Source organism: Arthrobacter globiformis NBRC 12137 (assembly GCF_000238915.1).
Classification (GTDB): Bacteria; Actinomycetota; Actinomycetes; order Actinomycetales; family Micrococcaceae; genus Arthrobacter; species Arthrobacter globiformis.
The window spans coordinates 17,294-36,783 of the sequence record NZ_BAEG01000111.1; the positions used below are offsets into that span (position 1 = coordinate 17,294).

Sequence of the window (19,490 nt, forward strand, 5' to 3'; positions counted from 1 at the left end):
CAAGCTGATCAGGATGTCTTCAACTGAAGAGCTTCTGAAGCGTCTCGGTGTCTTCATTGACGCCGGGACGCTTCGTCTTGCTCTGACACACCGTTCGTACGCCTACGAAAACGGCGGCATACCCACTAACGAGCGCCTTGAGTTCCTGGGTGACTCCATCCTGGGCTTCTCTGTCACCGATGCGCTGTACCGCGACAACCCGACGCTTCCCGAGGGCGACCTGGCCAAGCGCCGGTCGGCCGTGGTGAGTACCCGGGCCCTCGCCGGCATCGGCCGCAGCCTTGGCATCGGGGACTACATTTACCTCGGCCAGGGGGAAAAGCTCACCGAAGGCAAGAACAAGGCCTCGATTCTGGCTGACACCATGGAGGCCCTCATTGGCGCCACATACGTGTCCAACGACATCGAGACCGCCCGCCAGCTGGTGATGCGCCTCATCGGACCACTCCTGAAGGACGCAGCGGCCCTGGGCGCCGGCACGGACTGGAAAACCAGCATCCAGGAGCTGGCCGCGGGACGGCAGCTGGGCAGCATCTACTACGCCGTCGAGGGCTCCGGCCCGGACCACGCGCGCACCTTCGTCGCCGTCCTCCAGATCGGCGGAACCGCCTACGGAAAGGGCTCCGGCCACTCCAAGAAGGAAGCCGAGCAGGAAGCTGCAGCGGATGCCTGGCGTAAGCTCTCGGGCGCGGAGGCGAAGGTCTCCGGCGCGGAGTCTGCACCGGAGAACGCAACGGCGGCCCCGTCGGAACCCGCCGCGGGCAGCTAAGCCCCCGTGCCTGAACTTCCCGAAGTCGAGGTGGTCCGCCGCGGCCTGGTCAACTGGGTCCGCGGCCGGACCATCACCGGCGTCGACGTGGTCGACCCACGGTCCGTGCGCCGGCATGCCCTGGGGCCCGAGGATTTCGCCGGGAACCTTGAGGGGGCCACAGTCCTCGACGTCGTCCGCCGCGGCAAGTTCCTCTGGATGCCACTGCAGGAGGACGGCGCGCCACGCTCTACAGATGCGGGCACTTCCGGCTTGCCTGGCGTCGCGCTCATGGCCCACCTCGGTATGAGCGGGCAGCTCCTGATGCAGGACGGCTCCGTTCCGGACGAGAAACACCTGAAGATCCGCCTGCGGCTGAGCCCGGCGGGAACCATGCCGGAGCAGCTGCGGTTCGTGGACCAGCGGATCTTCGGCGGCCTCTTCATCACCACGCTCGTTCCCACGGACGACGGCGGTCCCGGCGGGACCGCGGAGGACCCGGTGCCGGTCATCGCCGAGGAAGCCTCGCACATCGCGCGGGACCCCCTGGACCCGCATTTTTCCTTTGACACCTTCTACCGCCGTCTCCGGAAGCGGAAGACCGGGCTGAAACGCGCGCTGCTGGACCAGGGGCTCGTCTCCGGGATCGGCAACATCTACGCCGACGAGGCCCTGTGGCGGGCCAAGCTGCACTATGCCCGGCCCACCGACACTCTCCGGCGGGCCGACGCCGAGCGCGTCCTCGCCGCTGCCCGCGACGTGATGAGCGATGCGCTGGCCGCCGGCGGCACCAGCTTCGATTCCCTGTACGTCAACGTCAACGGGGCATCCGGTTACTTTGAGCGGTCCCTCAACGCCTACGGCAGGGAGGGGGAGGAATGCCGGCGCTGCGCGGCCGCGGGGATCCGCAGCATCCTGAAGCGCGAACAGTTCATGAACCGTTCCTCCTACACCTGCCCCGTCTGCCAGCCGCGGCCGCGCAACGGCCGCTGGTGACAATTGCCACCCTGTCCGGAGGGGCCGGAGGGCCGTAAATCCGGGGATCCCGGCCCGCTTGCCGCTAGATTTGGTGGAGGACAAGCAGCCGCTGCCGCCACCTATGGAGATCTGAAAAACCTTGCACCTCAAAAGTCTGACCGTCCGGGGCTTCAAGTCGTTTGCGTCGGCAACAACGTTCGACTTTGAGCCCGGCGTCACGGCAGTCGTCGGGCCCAACGGCTCGGGCAAATCCAACGTGGTGGACGCCCTCGCCTGGGTCATGGGGGAGCAGGGCGCCAAAACCCTCCGCGGCGGCAAGATGGAGGACGTCATCTTTGCCGGCACCTCCGGGCGCCCGCCGCTGGGCCGCGCGCACGTCTCGCTCACCATCGACAACACCGACGGCGCGCTGCCGATCGAGTACAGCGAAGTCACCATCTCCCGCACGCTGTTCCGCACCGGCGGTTCCGAATACGCCATCAACGGCTCAGCCTGCCGGCTCCTGGACATCCAGGAGCTCCTCTCCGACTCAGGACTCGGCCGGGAAATGCACGTCATCGTGGGACAGGGACAACTGGACCGGGTCCTGCACGCCACCCCCGAGGACCGCAGGGGCTTCATCGAAGAAGCCGCCGGCATCCTTAAACACCGGCGGCGCAAGGAAAAGACCGTCCGCAAGCTGGAGGCGATGCAGGCCAACCTCCAGCGGCTCAGTGACCTGACCGGGGAAATCCGCCGGCAGCTCACACCGTTGGGCAAGCAGGCAGAGGTGGCACGGCGCGCGCAAACGGTCCAGTTTGAGGTCCGTGATGCCCGGGCCAGGCTGCTGGCCGATGACCTGGTCCAGCTTCAGGACACCCTTGCACAGGACATTGCCGACGAGTCCGCGCTCAAGGCGCGGCGCGCCGCCGTCGAAATCCAGCTTGAGGAGGGCCGTCGGCGGCAGGCGTCACTGGAGCAGCTCGCTGCGGAGGCGACCCCCAGGCTGAATGCCGCCAGGGATACGTGGTACCAGCTGTCCGCCGGACGGGAGCGTCTGCGTTCGCTCGCATCCCTGGCCCAGGAACGCTGCCGCCTGCTCGGCTCCGCAGACCCGGCGCCGGAGCCGGGTCGGGACCCGGAACAGCTGGAGCGGCAGGCCGCACGGGTCCGCGGCGAGCAGGCGGACCTGGAAAAGGACATCCGCGAAGGGCGGGCCGCCCTGGAGGCTGCCACCGCCGCCAAGTCAGCGGCCGAGGATGCCGCCGCGGCCGAGGAGAAGCGGCTCACCGCCGCGCTGCGGACCGCTGCCGACCGGCGTGAGGGCCTGGCACGGCTGGCCGGCCAGGTGGGGGCGGCGCGGTCAAAGGTGGAATCTGCCCAGGCCGAAGTCGGCAGGCTGCGCGAATCCCTGGCCGCCGGCGATGAGCGGCGCCGGCATGCCCAGTCCGAGTTCACCGCGCTCGAATCACAGGTGGCAGGGGTCGAGGACGGCGAGGAAACCCTTGATGCCGAATACGAGGACGCCAGCGCCGCCCTCGACGGCATCCTCGCTGAGATCGATTCGCTGAAAAGCACCGAACGCGACGCCGTCCGCGAACGGGACGCGCTGAAGGCACGGCACGAGGCGCTGCAGCTGGGCCTCAACCGCAAGGACGGCTCCGACCACGTCCTCGGTGCCGGGGTGGCAGGCACTGTCGGTCCGCTGGCGGCGGCCCTGTCCGTTGAGCCGGGCTATGAGGCAGCCGTTGCGGCAGCCCTGGGCAGCGCCTCGGATGCCATCGTGGTCCGGGACGCCGGAACGGCGGCAGCATTGGTGCGCCTCCTCAGGGAGGACGACGCCGGCCGGGCCACGCTGCTGCTCGAGGCGGCCGGGCCTGCGGCCCCGGCCGCTGGCGATGCCGCCGGGAGTGCACTGCCCGCCGGGGCCCTGCCCGCCGGTGCCCGCCCGGCGGTGGACCTGGTGACGGCCTCCGGAACCACGGCGGCGGCCGTGCGGACACTGCTCGCTGCCACCGCCGTCGTCGAGGACCATGACACGGCGGCGGTCCTCGTCGCCGAGCGTCCCGACCTTACCGCCGTGACGCTGGCAGGCGATGTTTTCACAGCCTGGACCGTTACCGGCGGTTCCGCGAAGGCGCCCTCACTGCTTGAGGTGCAGGCCGCCGTCGACGACGCCGCATCCCGCCTGGCGGCCGTCACCGCTGGGCTGGAACAGTGCCGCTTTGCGCTCGCTGGCGCAGAGGGCCGCCGCGCCGAGGCACAGGAACGGGCGGACGCCGCCCTGGAGCGCCTGCACGAATCGGATGCCCGGCTGGCAGCGGTGGCCGAACGGCTGGGCCACCTCAACTCGGTCCTGCGCAGCGCCGTCGGCGAAAGCGAACGGCTGGCCGCGTCACTGGCCAGCGCCGAGGCAAACATCGTGGCCGAGCAGGAGGCGCTGACGGCGGTGACCGCCCGGCTGGCGGCGGCCCAGGACGCCCCTGCCGCGGAGGAACCGTCCACGGAGCAGCGGGACGCGCTGGCCCTGGCCGCATCGAAGGCACGGTCCGCCGAAATGGAAGCCCGCCTGTCCCTGCGCAGCCGGGAAGAACAGCTCACGGCCATCCGCAACAGGGCCACTTCGCTGGAACGGGCGGCAGCCTCGGAACGCCGGGCGCGGGAGCAGGCGGCCGAACGGGCGCGCCGTCGAAGGATCCAGGCCAAGCGGGCGGCCGCTGTCTCGGCCGCGGCGGAGCAGCTGATCCGGTTCAGCGACGTTTCCGTTGAGCTGGCCAGCGCGGAGCGGGACCACGCCGAGCAGGTCCGGGAGCAGCGGGACCGGGAACTGGCCGATATCCGCACTGCCACCGACGCACTGGCCCGCGAACTGGCGGAACTGACCGACTCGGTGCACCGCGACGAGCTGGCCCGTGCCCAGCAACGGCTGCGGATCGAGGCGCTGGAAACGAAGTCGGTGGAGGAGCTGGGTCTGACCGCAGACCAGCTCGTGGCCGACTACGGGCCGGACCAGCCGGTGCCCATGGCCGCCGCCGCTTCCAAGGACAAGTGGGCCGCGCTGCGGGCGCCGGTCGATGCTGCGGGCCAGCCGGTGGTGGAGGGTGTGCCGTTCGTCCGCGAGGAACAGGAAAAGCGGCTCCGGAAGGCGGAACGCGACCTGTCGTCGCTGGGCAAGGTCAACCCCCTGGCGCTGGAGGAGTTCGCCGCGCTGGAGGAACGCCACCAGTTCCTCAGCACCCAGCTGGAGGACCTCAAAGCCAGCCGCAAGGACCTGCTGGACATCATCAAGGAAGTGGATGACCGCGTACAGAAGGTCTTCTCGGAGGCCTTCGCGGACACCTCGGCCCAGTTCGTGCGGGTCTTCGGCCGGCTCTTCCCCGGCGGCGAGGGCAGGCTGGTCCTGACCGACCCCACGGACATGCTCACCACCGGCATCGAGGTGGAGGCCCGGCCCGCAGGCAAGAAAATCAAGCGGCTGTCCCTGCTGTCCGGCGGCGAGCGGTCACTCACCGCGGTGGCCCTGCTCGTGGCCATCTTCAAGGCCCGGCCCTCCCCGTTCTACGTCATGGACGAGGTGGAAGCCGCCCTCGATGACACCAACCTCGGCCGGCTCATTACGATCTTTGAAGAGCTCCGGGAATCCAGCCAGCTGATCGTGATCACCCACCAGAAGCGGACCATGGAGGTGGCCGACGCGCTGTACGGCGTGACAATGCGGGGCGACGGCGTGTCCACCGTTATCAGCCAGCGGCTGGGAGCGGACGTCTAGGACCCGCCCAGGACGACCGCGGCGGTGGCTGCCCGTGCCGCCCGCGGCTTGTGAGAAGCGCCTGTCGCTTGTGAGAAGCTAGGGGTGTGAATGACATCATCCCGATTCTTCTGCCCATTCTTGCTGCCCTGGTAGTTATCGGCGGGCTGGTCCCGGTGCTGATGAAGGCCCGGAAATCCGGCAACCCGTACCCCGGCACCCGGGACGCCAACGACCCCGTTGAGCCGCTCGGAGGCGGGGGGACACTCCTCGAGGACCGCCCGTCCGCGCCTGCCGCGCCTGCAGTCCGAAAGGACCCAGACGCCGTCGACCTTGAAGGGCTGGAAGCCGACGTCCCGGATGACGCAGCCGGCCTGGAGACCATCGCGGTGGAGACGCCGCTGCCTGTGGCCGGGCGGCTGACCCGCCTCCGGGAGCGCCTGGTCAAATCCAACAACGTGCTCGGCAAGGGCCTGCTGGCGCTGCTCTCCAGCGACAAGATCGATGAGAACGTCTGGGATGAGGTGGAGGAGACCCTGCTCCTGGCCGACCTGGGCACTGAGCCCACCATGGAGCTGGTGGACGCACTCCGCGAACGCGTGAAGGTCCTGGGCACCCGCGACCCCGAGCACGTCAAGGCACTGCTTCGGGAAGAGCTCATCAAGATCGTGGACCCGTCCATGGACCGCAGCCTGCGGATTGAACGGCACGCGGACAGGCCCGCCGTCATGATGGTGGTCGGCGTCAACGGCGTGGGCAAGACCACTACGGTGGGAAAGCTGGCCCGCGTCCTCGTGGCGGAGGACAAGGACGTCCTGCTCGGCGCTGCCGACACCTTCCGCGCGGCCGCCGCCGAGCAGCTGGCCACCTGGGGACAGCGGGTGGGGGTTCTCACCGTGAAGTCCGACATCGACGGCGCGGACCCGGCGTCCGTGGCGTACGAGGCCGTGAAGGCCGGCATTGAGCAGGAGGTCGACGTCGTCATGATCGACACCGCCGGCCGCCTGCAGAACAAGGTCGGCCTCATGGACGAGCTCCGCAAGGTCAAACGCGTCGTGGAAAAGCTGGCAGAGGTGGACGAGGTCCTCCTGGTCCTGGACGCCACCACCGGTCAGAACGGGCTCAACCAGGCGCGGGTCTTCTCCGAGGTTGTCAACATCACCGGCATCGTCCTGACCAAGCTGGACGGAACCGCGAAGGGTGGCATCGTCGTCGCCATCCAGAAGACCCTGGGCGTGCCTGTGAAGCTCATCGGCCTCGGCGAGGGCGCGGACGACCTCGCCCCATTCGAAGCCGAGGGTTTCGTCGACGCGCTCCTGAACTAGCCCGCATCCCAAGTAGGTAGCAGCAGGGGGCGTTCCCAGCCTTGGGAACGCCCCCTGCTGCTACCCAGTTGGGTCAGGCTGGCGCTGCACCGTCTCCCGCGCGGCCAGCCAGCCCAGGGCGGCGACCAGCAGCACGGCGCCTGTCGCGGCGAAGGCCCAGCTGTAACCCAGCCGGTCGGCCAGCAGACCGACGAGCACCGGGCCGAGGATGGCGCCGATGTCGGACGTCATCTGGTAGGCAGCCAGCACAGGCCCGCCGGACCTGTCGCGGCCGATCACGTCGGCGACCGCCGCCTGCTGCGCCGGATTGAGCATTCCCGCGCCCACTCCCGCCAGCATCGAGGCGGCCAGGAACCACCCCAGCCCCTGCATCAGGCCGATCCCCGCCGTCGCCGCGCCCGTGACCACGAGTCCGGCCACCATCATCGGCTTCCTGCCCAGGCTGTCCGCCAGCCGGCCAGACACGGTCAGGGCGAGGGCGTTCCCGGCAGCGAAGACAGCCAGCGCCCAACCCGCTGCCCCTGGCCCGGAGCCCAGGGCCGTGACGGCAAACAGCGGCACCGTGGCCATGCGAACCCCGAACGTCGCCCATCCGTTGGCGAAGCTGGAGAGCATGGCTGCCCGGTAAGCGCTGTCGCGGAAGGCCTCGCCGAGCCTCATGGCCGGTGCGCCGCCTGCCCCGCCGCGGGCTGAGCCGGGAACATGGCTGAGCTGCGTCTGCACCACCAGGGCGGCGAGGACGAGAGCGCCGGCGTAGGCGAGGAACGGGATGCGCAGGCCGAAGCCGGCCAGCAGGCCGCCGACGATGGGCCCGCAGACGTTGCCGATCAGGAACGCGGACGCGTACGCGCCGGACACCCGGCCGCGGCTTTCCGGGGGCGCCAGCCTGATGACCAGCGCCATCGAGGCCACCGTGAACATGACCGATCCGGCACCGCCCAGCCCGCGGAACGCCAGCAGCTGCCAGTAGTTCTGCGCGAAGGCGCACGCCGCAGTGGAGGCCGCCACGATGAGCAGGCCGGCGACATAGACCGGCCGTTCGCCCAGCCTGCCGATGAGCGCCCCGCCGGCGGGAGCGAACAACAGCCGCATGAGCGCAAAGATGCTGACGATGACGGCGGCGGCCGTCGCCCCGACGTCGAACGTGGTGGCGAATTGTGGCAGCACCGGTGCCACGAGGCCGAAGCCCAGCGCGATCAGGAAGGCTGCGACGAGCATCACCTTGATGTCACGGGGCAGCGGAGCGCCGTCGGCGCGGCGGACCGCACTGAACCGGGGTTTGCCCGCGGCGTTACGGGGGAGTGGCGTCATGAAGCTGGGAATCCTTGGGAAACGGTCGGGACGGGCGTTTGGGGCGGATGAAACATAGCCGTAACAAGCAGGATATGCACCATTTACGTCAGGGAGGTTGTTGTAACAGGCCCGCAATCTAAATCCTCCGCCAGCGAAACACACCGCGGCAAAACTTGATCCAGGACGCAAAAGGCGTTGGGCAGGCGGATCACTCCGCAGCATTCGATCAGAGAGGACGTGCACCATGGAACTTACCGCAGGTCACGTATGGCTCATGGTGGCGGCGGCACTCGTGCTGTTCATGACACCAGGTCTGGCATTTTTCTACGGCGGCATGACACGTGCCAAGGCAGCACTGAACATGATGATGATGAGCTTCATCTCCATCGGCATGGTCGGTGTGGTGTGGGTACTTTGGGGCGCATCGATGAGCTCCGGCGAGGGGTTCCTGCAGATTGTCGGGAACCCGTTCGCGACCTTCGGCCTCGAGGGCATCACCACCCCTGACGGCCTCATCAAGGTCGGCTACGCGGCCACCTTCGCGATCATCACCGTCGCCCTCATCAGCGGCGCCATCGCGGACCGTGCCAAGTTCGGCGCCTGGAGCGTCTTCGTGCCCGTCTGGGTCACACTGGTGTACTGCCCCCTCGCCTACATGGTCTGGGGCGGCGGCCTCTTCGGCCCCGAGGGCGCTGTTGGCAAGGCCCTCGGCCCTGCGATCGACTTCGCCGGCGGCACCGTTGTCCACATCAACGCCGGTGTGGCCGCGCTGATCCTGGTCCTCATCATCGGCAACCGCAAGGGCTTCGGCAAGGACCCGAACCACCGCCCGCACAACATCCCGTTCGTCATGCTCGGCGCCGCCATCCTGTGGTTCGGCTGGTTCGGCTTCAACGGCGGCGCCGCCACCACCGCGGAACAGGGCGGCCTGATCTGGATCAACACCCTGGCCGCTCCGGCTGCTGCCATGCTCGGCTGGCTGGTCACCGAACGCATCCGTGACGGCCACCCCACCTCGCTGGGTGCTGCCTCCGGTGTGGTCGCCGGCCTCGTCGCCATCACCCCGGCCTGTGCAAACGTCAGCCCGGTCGGCGCCCTTGGACTCGGCGTCGTTGCCGGTGTGGCCTCCGCACTCGCCGTCGGGCTCAAGTTCCGCTGGGGCTTCGATGACTCGCTGGACGTCGTCGGCGTGCACCTCGTCTCCGGCATCATCGGCACCGTTGCCCTCGGCTTCATCGCCCTCCCCACGGACGGCGTCGGCGGCGGCCTCTTCTACGGCGGCGGCCTGACCCAGCTCTGGGCCCAGCTGGCAGCAGCGGGAATCTCCATCGCTTACTCGGCCATCCTGACCGCGATCATCGCAGTGGCCATCCACAAGACCATGGGCTTCCGGGTCTCCCAGGAGCAGGAAGCCGTCGGTGTGGACCTCAGCCTGCACGCAGAAACCGCCTACGAGTTCGGCGTCGGCGGCCACGGCGGCAGCTTCCAGCCCCTGCATGAGCTGATCACCGGCCAGACCAGCGGCACCGACACGGCACCCGCAGGCAGCGACGGCAAGAAGACAGAAGCAGCAACAGGTAAGGAAAGCGTGGGGGCATGAAACTGATTACAGCAATCGTTCGTCCGGAGAAGCTCGAATCGATCCGCGAAGGGCTGGAGGCCTACGGCGTCCAGGGCCTGACGGTCAGCGCGGCCAGCGGCTACGGCCGGCAGCGCGGTTACACCGAGGTTTACCGCGGCGCCGAATACAACGTGGACCTGCTGCCCAAGATCCGCGTTGAGGTGCTGGCCACGGACGAACAGGCTGACGACATCCTGGATGTCATCATCGCCAGCTCCAACACGGGCCGCGCCGGCGACGGCAAGGTCTGGACTGTCGATGTTTTCGAAGCAGTGCGGGTGCGGACGGGTGAACGCGGCGTAGCCGCCATCTAGCCAGCACCTCCAGCCCAACGCAGCGCGAGGGCCGGTCACCGAAACGGTGACCGGCCCTCTGCGAGTTAAGCCTCTTTCGGGGCGGCCCCGCCGGAACCTGCCCGGTATTCCCCCAGCGGAACTTTGCCTGCTGCCCAGGCAGCCAGTACCGGCTCGACGATCCGCCAGCATTCCTCCGCGGTGTCGCCCCTCACGGAGAGCAGCGGGTCTCCGGTCAGGACGCCCTCCAGGACTTCGCCGTAGGGCAGCAGCTCGGAGGCGTTGAGTTCGGCCACGAGCGCGGCGCGGTCCAGGCTGAAGATATCCCCGGGACCGTTGACGTCGACGTCGAGTTCCAATGTGTCGGGACCGAAGCCGATCCGGAGCGTGTTGGGCGTGTCCCTGCCGGTGAAGCCAGCGGGCAGGTGCGGGACCGGCCGGAAGGTGACCACAGCCTCCTTGCGCTTGGCCCCGAGGGCCTTGCCGGAGCGGAGGATGAACGGCACGCCCTTCCAGCGCCAGTTGGCGATGCCCACGTGCACTTCGGCGAGGGTCTCGGTGTTCCGGTCCGGATCCACCCCCTCCTCCGCGGTGTAATCGGGGACGTCCCTGCCGTTCAGGCTTCCCGCCAGGTAGCGCGCCCGCCGGGTGCTCTCCGTGTACGGCGGCTTGATGCTGCTGGCCCGCAGGACGGCGGCTATGGCGTCGCGGAGGTCGCGCTCGCCGATGGTGGCCGGCGGCTCAATGGCCAGCAGCGCCATGATCTGCAGCAGGTGGCTCTGGATCATGTCGCGCAGTGCGCCCGCGCCGTCGTAGTAGCGCGCCCGGCCCTCCAGCGCCAGGTCCTCCTCGAAGATGATTTCCACTTTGGCGATGTGGTCGCGGTTCCACACCGGCTCCAGGAAATTGTTGGCGAACCGGAGTCCCAGAATGTTCAGGACGGTGGCCTTGCCCAGGAAATGGTCCACCCGGTGGATATGGTCCTCCGGGACCAGGGTCAGGAGCGTCTTGTTGAGTTCACGGGCGGACTCCTCGCCGGAGCCGAAGGGCTTTTCCATCACCAGGCGGGTGCCGGCGGGGACCTGCTCGGGCCGCAGGATTTCGCAGGCCTTCTGGCTGACCTGCGGCGGCAGGGCGAAGTAGACAGCAACCGGGCCCTCGAGGTCGGCCAGGAGCTGCGCGAGCGGGCCGTCCGCGGTGACGTCGGCCTGATGGTACTCCGTGGACTTTGCCGTGGCCGCCAGCGCCTCCTTGCCGGCGCCGTCAGCTGTTTCGGCGGCCGCATCGAAGGCGGTGCGCACGCGTTCCCGCCACTGGTCCCCTGACCACGGATCCGAACCGGCCCCCACGAGCTTTAGGCCCGTGGCGCGGCCGGTGGCCACCAGCCTGGCCAGGCCGGGCAGGAGGAGCCGGCCGGTCAGATCACCGGAGGCGCCGAGGATGAGCAGGGTTTTTACAGTCGTTTGGCTCGTCACCCTGCCAGCATGCCACCTTGCAGGCGTGACTTGATACCCTAGATAGTCGAGTCCCGTTCATCCACTGAAAGAAGTGCACGGCGCGTGTTCAATTCACTCTCTGACCGGTTGACAGCAACCTTCAAGAACCTTCGCGGCAAGGGCCGCCTCACCGAGGCCGATGTCGACGCCACAGTCCGCGAGATCCGGCGCGCCCTGCTGGATGCGGATGTTGCCGTGCCCGTGGTCCGGGAATTCACCGGGCAGGTCCGTGAGCGCGCGCTTGGCGCCGAAGTCTCCGGGGCCCTGAACCCCAGCCAGCAGATCGTGAAGATCGTCAACGAGGAGCTTGTCGAGATCCTCGGCGGCGAGACGCGGCGCATCCGGATGGCCAAGACCGGCCCCACCATCATCATGCTCGCCGGCCTCCAGGGCGCCGGCAAGACCACCCTGGCCGGAAAGCTCGCCAAGTGGATGAAGGCGCAGGGCCACAGCCCCATCCTGGTGGCCTGTGACCTCCAGCGTCCCAACGCCGTGACGCAGCTGCAGGTTGTGGGCCAGCGCGCGGGCGTTCCCGTCTTCGCGCCGCACCCGGGCGCCACCTCAGAACTGGCCCACCCGGCCGGCGACCCCGTCGCCGTCGCACGCTCCGGCGTCGAGGAAGCGCGCCAGAAGCTGCACGACGTCGTCATCGTGGACACCGCCGGCCGCCTCGGCGTCGACGCCGACATGATGGAGCAGGCGCGCCAGATCCGCCGGGCCATTGTCCCCAACGAAGTCCTCTTCGTGATCGACTCGATGATCGGCCAGGACGCCGTCAACACGGCGACCGCCTTCGACGAAGGCGTGAACTTCACCGGCATCGTGCTGTCAAAGCTCGACGGCGACGCTCGCGGCGGTGCCGCGCTGTCCGTTTCGTCGGTCACCGGCAAACCCGTGATGTTCGCCTCGACCGGTGAAAGCCTGGACGACTTCGAACTGTTCCACCCGGACCGGATGGCTTCGCGCATCCTGGACATGGGTGACGTCCTGTCCCTCATTGAGCAGGCTGAAAAGTCCTGGGACAAGGATGAAGCAGCCCGGATGGCGAAGAAATTCGCCGACCAGGAGGACTTCACGCTTGACGACTTCCTCGCGCAGATGCAGCAGATCCGCAAAATGGGCTCCATGAAGAAGATGCTCATGATGATGCCCGGCGCGCAGAACATCCGGCAGCAGCTGGAGCAGTTCGACGAGCGCGAGATCGACCGGGTGGAGGCCATTGTCCGCTCGATGACCCCGCACGAGCGGGTGGCACCCAAGATCATCAACGGCTCCCGCCGGGCCCGCATCGCCCGCGGCTCGGGCGTGCACGTGTCCGAGGTCAACGGGCTGCTGGAACGCTTCGCCCAGGCCCAGAAGATGATGAAGAAGATGGCCCAGGGCGGCGGCATGCCGGGGATGCCCGGGATGCCCGGCATGGGTGCCGGCGGTGCCCGCAAGGGCGGCAAGAACGCGCCCAAGAAAAAGGCCCGTTCCGGCAACCCTGCCAAGGCGGCGCAGGAGCTTCGCGAAGCGGAGGCCAGGCGGGCGGGGGCTTCCAAGGCGGTGCCCACCGGAGCAGCCTTCGGCCAGCAGTCGGGCGACTTCGATCCGTCCCAGCTGAACCTGCCCAAGGGCTTCGACAAGTTCATGGGCGGCAAGTAGGGGCGCACGGTCATGTCGGCCGGCGCCGATGTCAGACCGCTGCCATAAGGTTGGGTCATGTATAAGCAGCGGGTAGTGTTCGTCCACGGTGCCGGGAATTTCGGCTCCGCGGCGTGGCCGCGCCAGCACGGCATGGCCCTGCAGTACGACGCCCTGTTTCTGCGGCGCCACGGCTTTGACACGGAGGCCGAACCGCTGGAGACCGACTTCGCCGAGGACGCCCGCATTGTGCTGCGGTCCCTGGCCGACGACGGTCGCGGGGCTGCCGGGGGCCACGTGGTGGCGCATTCGCAGGGCGCCATCGCCGCCATGATGGCCGCCGTCGAACGCCCGGACCTGGTCTTCTCTCTGACGCTCGTGGAACCGGCCTGCCTGTCGCTCACCGCCGACTTGCCCGCCACGGCCGCGCACCGCGCCCTGATGGAGCCGCTGTTCGAGGTCAGGCACCAGCTCGGCGACGACGACTACGAACGTGAGTTTTTGCGCCGCGCCTTCGCGGCGGACACCCCGGAGCCCAGTACCCCCGAGGCGAAGCGGGCTGCGCGCAGGCTGCGGCTGCAGGCGCCCCCGTGGCAGGCGCCGCTGCAGATCGTGCCGGGTGTTCCCACCCTGGTTCTCACCGGGGGCTGGGAGCCGCTGTACGAGGAAATTGCCGGCTACCTGCAGGAGACGGGCGCCCTGCACCGCATCGCTGCGGGCGGGCACCGGCCCAACGATTCACCGGAGGGCGACCGTTACATCAGGTCGTTCATCGCCGAGGTCAGCCGGCGCCAGCATCCCCAAGCATCCTGATGAACACTTCGTCCTGACGGACCCCCGTCCGGCCAGCCCCCAATGCCAGCCGGACAGGGATTTCCGGGAGCCGTCAGTTGCGGGCTGACTCCGGAAGCCGCAGCTCGGGCAGGTACACCTTTCCGCCCGCAGCGAGGAATTCCTGGCTCTTCTCGCGCATGCCCTCCGCCATCTCGGCGAGTGCGGCCTGCGCCTCGGCTGAGCCGTACTCGTTCCGGATGTCCTGGCTGATCCTCATGGAGCAGAACTTCGGCCCGCACATCGAACAGAAATGCGCTGTCTTGGCCGGTTCAGCCGGCAGCGTCTCATCGTGGAAGGACTCGGCCGTCACCGGGTCCAGCGACAGCGCGAACTGGTCGCGCCACCGGAACTCGAACCGGGCCTTGGACAGTGCATCGTCCCGCTCGTTCGCGCCGGGGTGCCCCTTGGCAAGGTCGGCCGCGTGGGCGGCGATCTTGTAGGTGATGACGCCGGTCTTTACGTCGTCCTTGTTCGGCAGGCCCAGGTGTTCCTTGGGCGTGACGTAGCACAGCATCGCCGTGCCGTACCGGGCGATTTCGGTGGCGCCGATCGCCGAGGTGATGTGGTCGTAGCCGGGGGCCACGTCCGTGACCAGCGGGCCCAGCGTGTAGAAAGGCGCACCCTTGCAAAGCTCCTGCTGGCGCTCAACGTTCTCACGCACCAGGTGGAACGGGATGTGCCCCGGCCCTTCCACCATGACCTGCACGTCGTACTCCCAGGCCCGCTGGGTCAGCTCAGCCAGGGTGTCCAGTTCGGCGAACTGCGCGGCGTCGTTGGCGTCCGCCGTCGAGCCGGGCCGGAGACCGTCGCCCAGCGAGAAGGCGACGTCGTACTTGGCGAAGATCTCGCACAGCTCGTCAAAGTGGGTGTACAGGAAGTTTTCCTGGTGGTGGGCCAGACACCAGCCGGCCATGATCGACCCGCCGCGGGAAACGATGCCGGTGACGCGGTTCGCCGTGAGCGGCACGTATCGCAGCAGCACGCCGGCGTGGATGGTCATGTAGTCCACGCCCTGTTCGCACTGTTCGATGACGGTGTCACGGAAGATTTCCCAGGTGAGGGCGTTCGCTTCGCCGTTGACCTTTTCCAGGGCCTGGTAGATCGGCACCGTGCCGATCGGCACGGGGGAGTTGCGGATGATCCACTCACGCGTGGTGTGGATGTCGTCGCCCGTGGACAGGTCCATGACCGTGTCCGCGCCCCACTGGGTGGCCCACTGCAGCTTGTCCACTTCCTCCGCGATGGAGCTGGTGACAGCCGAGTTGCCGATGTTGGCGTTGATCTTCACCAGGAACGCCTTGCCGATGATCATCGGCTCGGACTCCGGGTGGTTGATGTTGGTGGGGATGATGGCCCGTCCGGCGGCGAGTTCGCTGCGGACCAGTTCCGCATCGCAGTTTTCGCGGAGGGCCACGAAGCGCATTTCGGGGGTGATGATGCCCTGCCGCGCGTAATGCATCTGCGTCACGGTCTTGCCTTCCGCCGCACGGCGGGGCACCGGCCTGGCGCCCTTCCACTCGGCGGAAGCCGCGCCGCGGCGCACGGCTGATTTGCCGTCGTCGAGCAGGTTCCGTTCACGTCCCTCGTACGTTTCCGTGTCTGCCCGTGCCGCAATCCATTCCGCCCGGAACGGCGCGAGGCCCACCACGGGGTCGCTGCCCGGACCCGCCGTGCGGTAAACCCGCAGCGGGGCGTTCTGCTCACCGTTCGGTGAAGGCTCCAGGGCGATTTCCGTTACCGGAACCCGCAGGCCGTCCCCCTCCAGATACGCCAGTGAATGGGATTTCAGCGACTGCGTGACACTGCCGGCAGCATCACCGGCGGCTTCACTTTGGGCTGCATTGTTTGGGGCTGCATTGTTTTGGGCAGGGCTCAGCTGTGATTTCTGGGTGCTCAATGTACTGCTCACTTCCTTCGCCGGCATTACCCGGACAGGTTCAACGGTCGCAGGCTGCACCAGCCTGATCTCAGCCCCTGCAGGGGCACCCGTGTGGTCGTAGACGAAGCTACCACAGCTTCGGCTTAGGCTGGAGTCATGGCTCACATCATCGAATTCAGCGGACCCGTGCTCACTGCTGCGGACGAGGAACGCCGCGGGCTCTGGGCCGTGGACGGGAAGCTGACGTTCAATCCTCCGGGCCAACGGCCGGACGCCGTCCTGGACGGCTGGGTCCTGCCCGGGTTCGCGGACGCCCACTGCCACATCGGCCTGGGCCCGGGCGGTCCTGTGGACGACGACGTGGCGTACCGCCAGGCCATGACGGACCGCAACGCCGGCACGCTCCTTGTCCGGGACGCCGGGGCCGCCAGCGACACCCGCTGGCTGCAGCAGCGGTCCGACACGCCGCGGATCATCAGGGCGGGCCGGCATGTGGCCCGGTCCCGCCGGTATCTGAGGAACTTCGCGGTGGAAGTCGAGCCGGAGGGCCTTGTGGAGGCGGTGCGCAAGCAGGCGCGGGAAGGGGACGGCTGGGTCAAGCTGGTGGGTGACTGGATCGACCGGACCGCCGGCGACCTCACGCCCTCGTTCCCCGCCGCGGCCGTGCGGGACGCCGTCCGCGCCGCCCACGACGAGGGGGCCAGGGTCACGGCGCACTGCTTCGGCGAGGACACCCTGGATGACATGCTGGACGCCGGCATCGATTGCATCGAGCACGCCACGGGCCTGCTGCCCCGGCACATTCCGCAGTTCGTCGAGCAGCAGGTGCCGATCGTGCCGACGCTCATCAACATCGCCACCTTCCCGGACATCGCCGCCCAGGCCGAGCCGAAGTTCCCGCGGTATGCGGAGCACATGCGCGCACTGTGGGCCCGCCGTCGCGAGCGTGTCCTGGAGGCCTACGAGGCCGGCGTCGAAATCTACGCGGGAACAGATGCCGGCAGTGTGATCCGCCACGGCCGCATCGCGGACGAAATCCTCGAACTTCACGCCGCCGGGCTTCCGGCGGCAGCGGCGCTTGACGCGGCCTGCTGGCGCGCGCGCCGCTGGCTCGGGGCCGAGGGACTGGCGGAAGGCGCGGCCGCGGACGTGGTGGTCTGCCGGGAGGACCCCCGAGCCGTGCCGGAGACCATCCGCAGCCTCACGAATGTGGTGCTCCGCGGAAAGATCGTGCATTAGGAATAAATTGAAGCTTCAAGTAATTTAGAGATGTAGAGGCCGCCGAAATCCGGTGGTCCGGACATTTCGGGAGTATTCAATGACAGCAGCAGACAGCAGCCAGGACTTGCTTCCTGCCGACCTCACCATGGGCACCGTCATGCTCAAAGTGGGCGACATGAAGCTCATGACCGATTACTACCAGCGCGCCCTCGGCCTCGACGTCGTCGCCGAGCAGGACGGCGGCCTCTACCTCGGCCGCCTCGCGACGCCGCTGGTGCACCTTGCTCCCGCGCCCGGCCTCAACATTCCCGGCCGGGGCGAAGCCGGCCTCTTCCACACGGCGCTCCTGTTCGAAGGCCAGTCCTCGCTGGCCGCCACCGTTGCCAGCGCCGCCCAGTATGAACCGCAGTCCTTCGTGGGCAGCGCCGACCACCTGGTGAGCGAGGCGTTTTACTTCACCGATCCGGAGGGCAACGGGATCGAACTCTACTGGGACCGGCCGCGTGAGGCCTGGTCCTGGGACGGCAGCAACGTGGTCATGGACAGCCTGGCGCTGCCGCCGCAGAAGTACCTCCAGGACCACCTCACGCAGGAGTCCGTGGAAGGCCAGCGCGGCACCGGCGCGGGGGTGGGGCACGTCCACCTGCAGGTGGGTGACGTCCAGTCCGCCCACGACTTCTACGTCGGCACCCTGGGATTCGAAAAGACGGCCGGCTGGCACGGCCAGGCACTCTTCGTGTCCGCCGGCGGCTACCACCACCACATGGCCATGAACGTCTGGAACAGCCGGGGCGCAGGCCCGCGCCGGGACACCCTGGGCCTTGGCGAGGTCCTCATCGAGGTCCCCTCGGGGGACGACGTCGGCGCCCTCGCCGACCGCCTCAAAGTCGCCGGAGTCGAATCGCACCACACCGGCTCCGAGCTCCGGTTCGAGGATCCGTGGCGCAACCGCCTCCGCGTGGCCGTGCGCTAAGCCCGGCGGACCCGGTTGGGTTAGGCTGACATTCGAAGGGCCCCGGCACCGCCGACGCCGGGGCATCCACCGCCGACGGAATGAGAATGAATCCATGGGCTTCACCGAAGTGTTTGTTGCCACCCACAATGACGCCCTCAAGCGGGCAGGGGCGCTGGAGGGCGGCGCCGCTGCCGGAGACGGCATCCGGATCGCCGGCATCACTGATTTTGAGATCGAACAGCTCGGCGACCTTGCCGGTGCCGCGGTGCACGCCGCGGGCGCGGACTATGAACTGGCCATGGTGGACGTGGCCAGCGATTCACTTCTGGGCGTGCCGGCGGCGATGGTCCGGGCCCTGGCCGAGCTTCTCACCTACGAATCCGAGGGTGAAGGCAACGTCCTGGATGAGGTGGCCGAGCGCTGGGCCGCCGAGGATGACATGCCCTTTGGTGCGGGAGAAGCGAAGACCTACGTCCAGCAGCTGGCAGGGCTCGCCGCCACCGTCGACGAGGGCAGCAGGACCGGCCTCTATGTCTGGTCTTCCTAGCGCGCAATAAGCCTCCGTCCGCATGTCAAGTCGAAATAACGCGGACGATCTGGCACAATAGACAGGTACTCGATCTGCGTGGCCCCTCTCTCCGCGTCTGGATCCTGTCCTTTTCGAACCCCCAAGTACGGCCCGCCCCACGGGTGCAGAACGCGGGTTCAACCCCGTTTCAGAAACAGGAGTGACCACAAAAGTGGCCGTAAAGATTCGCCTTAAGCGCTTCGGTAAGATGCGCGCACCGTACTACCGCATCGTTGTCGCCGATTCACGCACCAAGCGTGATGGCCGTGCCATCGAAGAGATCGGCAAGTACCACCCCACCGAGGAGCCCTCATACATCGAGGTCGACTCCGAGCGTGCACAGTACTGGCTGTCCGTCGGCGCGCAGCCGTCGGAGCAGGTCGCCGCGATCCTGAAGATCACCGGTGACTGGCAGAAGTTCAAGGGTCTGCCGGGCCAGGAAGGCACCCTGAAGACCAAGGCCGACAAGGAAGCATTCGTTGCTCCCGAGAAGGGTTCCGTGATCATCCCGGAAGCCATCACCAAGAAGGCCAAGGCATCGGAAGCCCCCGCCGAGGCTGAAGCAGAGACCACCGAGGCTGAGTAAGTTGCTGGCAGAAGCGCTCGAACACCTCGTCCGCGGCATTGTCGACTCCCCTGAGGACGTCAAGGTCAGTGCCAAGAACAACCGCCGCGGGGATACCCTCGAGGTGCGCGTTCACCAGGAAGACCTCGGACGGGTAATCGGACGCCAGGGCCGCACCGCGCGTGCACTGCGCACGGTCGTGGCAGCGCTGGCAGAAGGCGAGCAGGTCAGGGTCGACGTCGTCGACACCGACCGCCGCCGGTAACGCGCCTGCAACACTTGCCTTAAAGTCCGGCCCCTCCACCAGCTAACGGTGGAGGGGCCGGACTGCTTTGGGCCCTGACACCCACAATTGTCTTAACGA

At 68.0% G+C, this 19,490-nt stretch carries 16 protein-coding genes and 1 riboswitch; of the genes, 13 read left to right on the top strand and 3 right to left on the bottom strand.

Features of this window, described 5'->3' with window-relative positions:
- Positions 1–13: 13 nt before the first annotated feature.
- The 4 genes from rnc (at position 14) to ftsY (ending at position 6,778) form a co-directional block, all read left to right on the top strand.
- Positions 14–769 carry a ribonuclease III gene (gene rnc / locus ARGLB_RS20615; RefSeq protein WP_003806042.1) on the top strand — a complete coding sequence of 252 codons (756 nt, stop codon included), beginning with the start codon at positions 14–16 and terminating at the stop codon, positions 767–769.
- A gap of 6 nt (positions 770–775) precedes the next feature.
- Positions 776–1,744: a bifunctional DNA-formamidopyrimidine glycosylase/DNA-(apurinic or apyrimidinic site) lyase gene (mutM, locus tag ARGLB_RS20620; protein WP_003806043.1), complete on the top strand. Its 969-nt coding sequence runs from the start codon at positions 776–778 to the stop codon at positions 1,742–1,744.
- Positions 1,745–1,865: 121 nt separating this feature from the next.
- The gene (gene smc, locus ARGLB_RS20625) at positions 1,866–5,474 is read left to right on the top strand and encodes a chromosome segregation protein SMC (RefSeq protein WP_003806044.1); all 3,609 of its coding nucleotides are present in this window, start codon (positions 1,866–1,868) and stop codon (positions 5,472–5,474) included.
- Between the two features lie 86 nt (positions 5,475–5,560).
- A complete protein-coding gene (gene ftsY / locus ARGLB_RS20630; protein WP_003806046.1) occupies positions 5,561–6,778 on the top strand; it encodes a signal recognition particle-docking protein FtsY in 1,218 nt (405 codons plus the stop codon).
- A 60-nt stretch (positions 6,779–6,838) separates the two neighbouring features.
- Here ftsY and ARGLB_RS20635 read toward each other — a convergent pair whose 3' ends face one another.
- On the bottom strand, positions 6,839–8,089 hold the full coding sequence (locus ARGLB_RS20635) for an MFS transporter (protein ID WP_003806048.1): 1,251 nt from the start codon (positions 8,087–8,089) through the stop codon (positions 6,839–6,841).
- A 226-nt stretch (positions 8,090–8,315) separates the two neighbouring features.
- Here ARGLB_RS20635 and ARGLB_RS20640 point away from each other — a divergent pair, with 226 nt between their 5' ends.
- The gene (locus tag ARGLB_RS20640) at positions 8,316–9,671 is read left to right on the top strand and encodes an ammonium transporter (protein WP_003806049.1); all 1,356 of its coding nucleotides are present in this window, start codon (positions 8,316–8,318) and stop codon (positions 9,669–9,671) included.
- On the top strand, positions 9,668–10,006 hold the full coding sequence (locus tag ARGLB_RS20645) for a P-II family nitrogen regulator (RefSeq protein ID WP_003806050.1): 339 nt from the start codon (positions 9,668–9,670) through the stop codon (positions 10,004–10,006). The genes ARGLB_RS20640 and ARGLB_RS20645 overlap by 4 nt, the downstream gene beginning before the upstream one ends.
- A gap of 65 nt (positions 10,007–10,071) precedes the next feature.
- Here ARGLB_RS20645 and ARGLB_RS20650 read toward each other — a convergent pair whose 3' ends face one another.
- The gene (locus ARGLB_RS20650) at positions 10,072–11,460 is read right to left on the bottom strand and encodes a glucose-6-phosphate dehydrogenase (RefSeq protein ID WP_003806051.1); all 1,389 of its coding nucleotides are present in this window, start codon (positions 11,458–11,460) and stop codon (positions 10,072–10,074) included.
- 84 nt (positions 11,461–11,544) lie between these two features.
- Here ARGLB_RS20650 and ffh point away from each other — a divergent pair, with 84 nt between their 5' ends.
- A complete protein-coding gene (ffh, locus tag ARGLB_RS20655) occupies positions 11,545–13,125 on the top strand; it encodes a signal recognition particle protein (RefSeq protein WP_003806052.1) in 1,581 nt (526 codons plus the stop codon).
- A 57-nt stretch (positions 13,126–13,182) separates the two neighbouring features.
- A complete protein-coding gene (locus ARGLB_RS20660; protein WP_003806053.1) occupies positions 13,183–13,917 on the top strand; it encodes an alpha/beta fold hydrolase in 735 nt (244 codons plus the stop codon).
- 73 nt (positions 13,918–13,990) lie between these two features.
- Here ARGLB_RS20660 and thiC read toward each other — a convergent pair whose 3' ends face one another.
- Positions 13,991–15,835, bottom strand: coding sequence for a phosphomethylpyrimidine synthase ThiC (gene thiC, locus ARGLB_RS20665; RefSeq protein WP_003806054.1), 1,845 nt, complete (start codon positions 15,833–15,835; stop codon positions 13,991–13,993).
- Positions 15,831–15,938: riboswitch (TPP riboswitch) on the bottom strand. Its footprint overlaps the gene before it by 5 nt.
- A 35-nt stretch (positions 15,939–15,973) precedes the next feature.
- Here thiC and ARGLB_RS20670 point away from each other — a divergent pair.
- The 5 genes from ARGLB_RS20670 to ARGLB_RS20690 all read left to right on the top strand — a co-directional run bounded on the left by ARGLB_RS20670 (position 15,974) and on the right by ARGLB_RS20690 (position 19,391).
- On the top strand, positions 15,974–17,056 hold the full coding sequence (locus ARGLB_RS20670) for an amidohydrolase family protein (RefSeq protein ID WP_003806055.1): 1,083 nt from the start codon (positions 15,974–15,976) through the stop codon (positions 17,054–17,056).
- A 79-nt stretch (positions 17,057–17,135) separates the two neighbouring features.
- On the top strand, positions 17,136–18,011 hold the full coding sequence (locus tag ARGLB_RS20675) for a VOC family protein (RefSeq protein ID WP_003806056.1): 876 nt from the start codon (positions 17,136–17,138) through the stop codon (positions 18,009–18,011).
- 94 nt (positions 18,012–18,105) lie between these two features.
- Positions 18,106–18,540: a hypothetical protein gene (locus ARGLB_RS20680; RefSeq protein ID WP_003806057.1), complete on the top strand. Its 435-nt coding sequence runs from the start codon at positions 18,106–18,108 to the stop codon at positions 18,538–18,540.
- A gap of 193 nt (positions 18,541–18,733) precedes the next feature.
- Positions 18,734–19,147 (top strand): 30S ribosomal protein S16, encoded by a 414-nt coding sequence (rpsP, locus tag ARGLB_RS20685; RefSeq protein ID WP_003806059.1) that lies wholly within the window; start codon positions 18,734–18,736, stop codon positions 19,145–19,147.
- 1 nt (position 19,148) lies between these two features.
- Positions 19,149–19,391: an RNA-binding protein gene (locus tag ARGLB_RS20690; RefSeq protein ID WP_003806061.1), complete on the top strand. Its 243-nt coding sequence runs from the start codon at positions 19,149–19,151 to the stop codon at positions 19,389–19,391.
- The last annotated feature ends 99 nt before the right edge of the window (positions 19,392–19,490 follow it).

Bases quoted from the DNA above. Each gene is read 5' to 3' on its own strand.
- rnc (WP_003806042.1), top strand. From the start codon at position 14: ATGTCTTCAACTGAAGAGCTTCTGAAGCGTCTCGGTGTCTTCATTGAC.
- ARGLB_RS20635 (WP_003806048.1), bottom strand. From the start codon at position 8,089: ATGACGCCACTCCCCCGTAACGCCGCGGGCAAACCCCGGTTCAGTGCG.
- ARGLB_RS20640 (WP_003806049.1), top strand. From the start codon at position 8,316: ATGGAACTTACCGCAGGTCACGTATGGCTCATGGTGGCGGCGGCACTC.
- ARGLB_RS20645 (WP_003806050.1), top strand. From the start codon at position 9,668: ATGAAACTGATTACAGCAATCGTTCGTCCGGAGAAGCTCGAATCGATC.
- ARGLB_RS20660 (WP_003806053.1), top strand. From the start codon at position 13,183: ATGTATAAGCAGCGGGTAGTGTTCGTCCACGGTGCCGGGAATTTCGGC.
- ARGLB_RS20670 (WP_003806055.1), top strand. From the start codon at position 15,974: ATGGCTCACATCATCGAATTCAGCGGACCCGTGCTCACTGCTGCGGAC.
- ARGLB_RS20675 (WP_003806056.1), top strand. From the start codon at position 17,136: ATGACAGCAGCAGACAGCAGCCAGGACTTGCTTCCTGCCGACCTCACC.
- ARGLB_RS20680 (WP_003806057.1), top strand. From the start codon at position 18,106: ATGGGCTTCACCGAAGTGTTTGTTGCCACCCACAATGACGCCCTCAAG.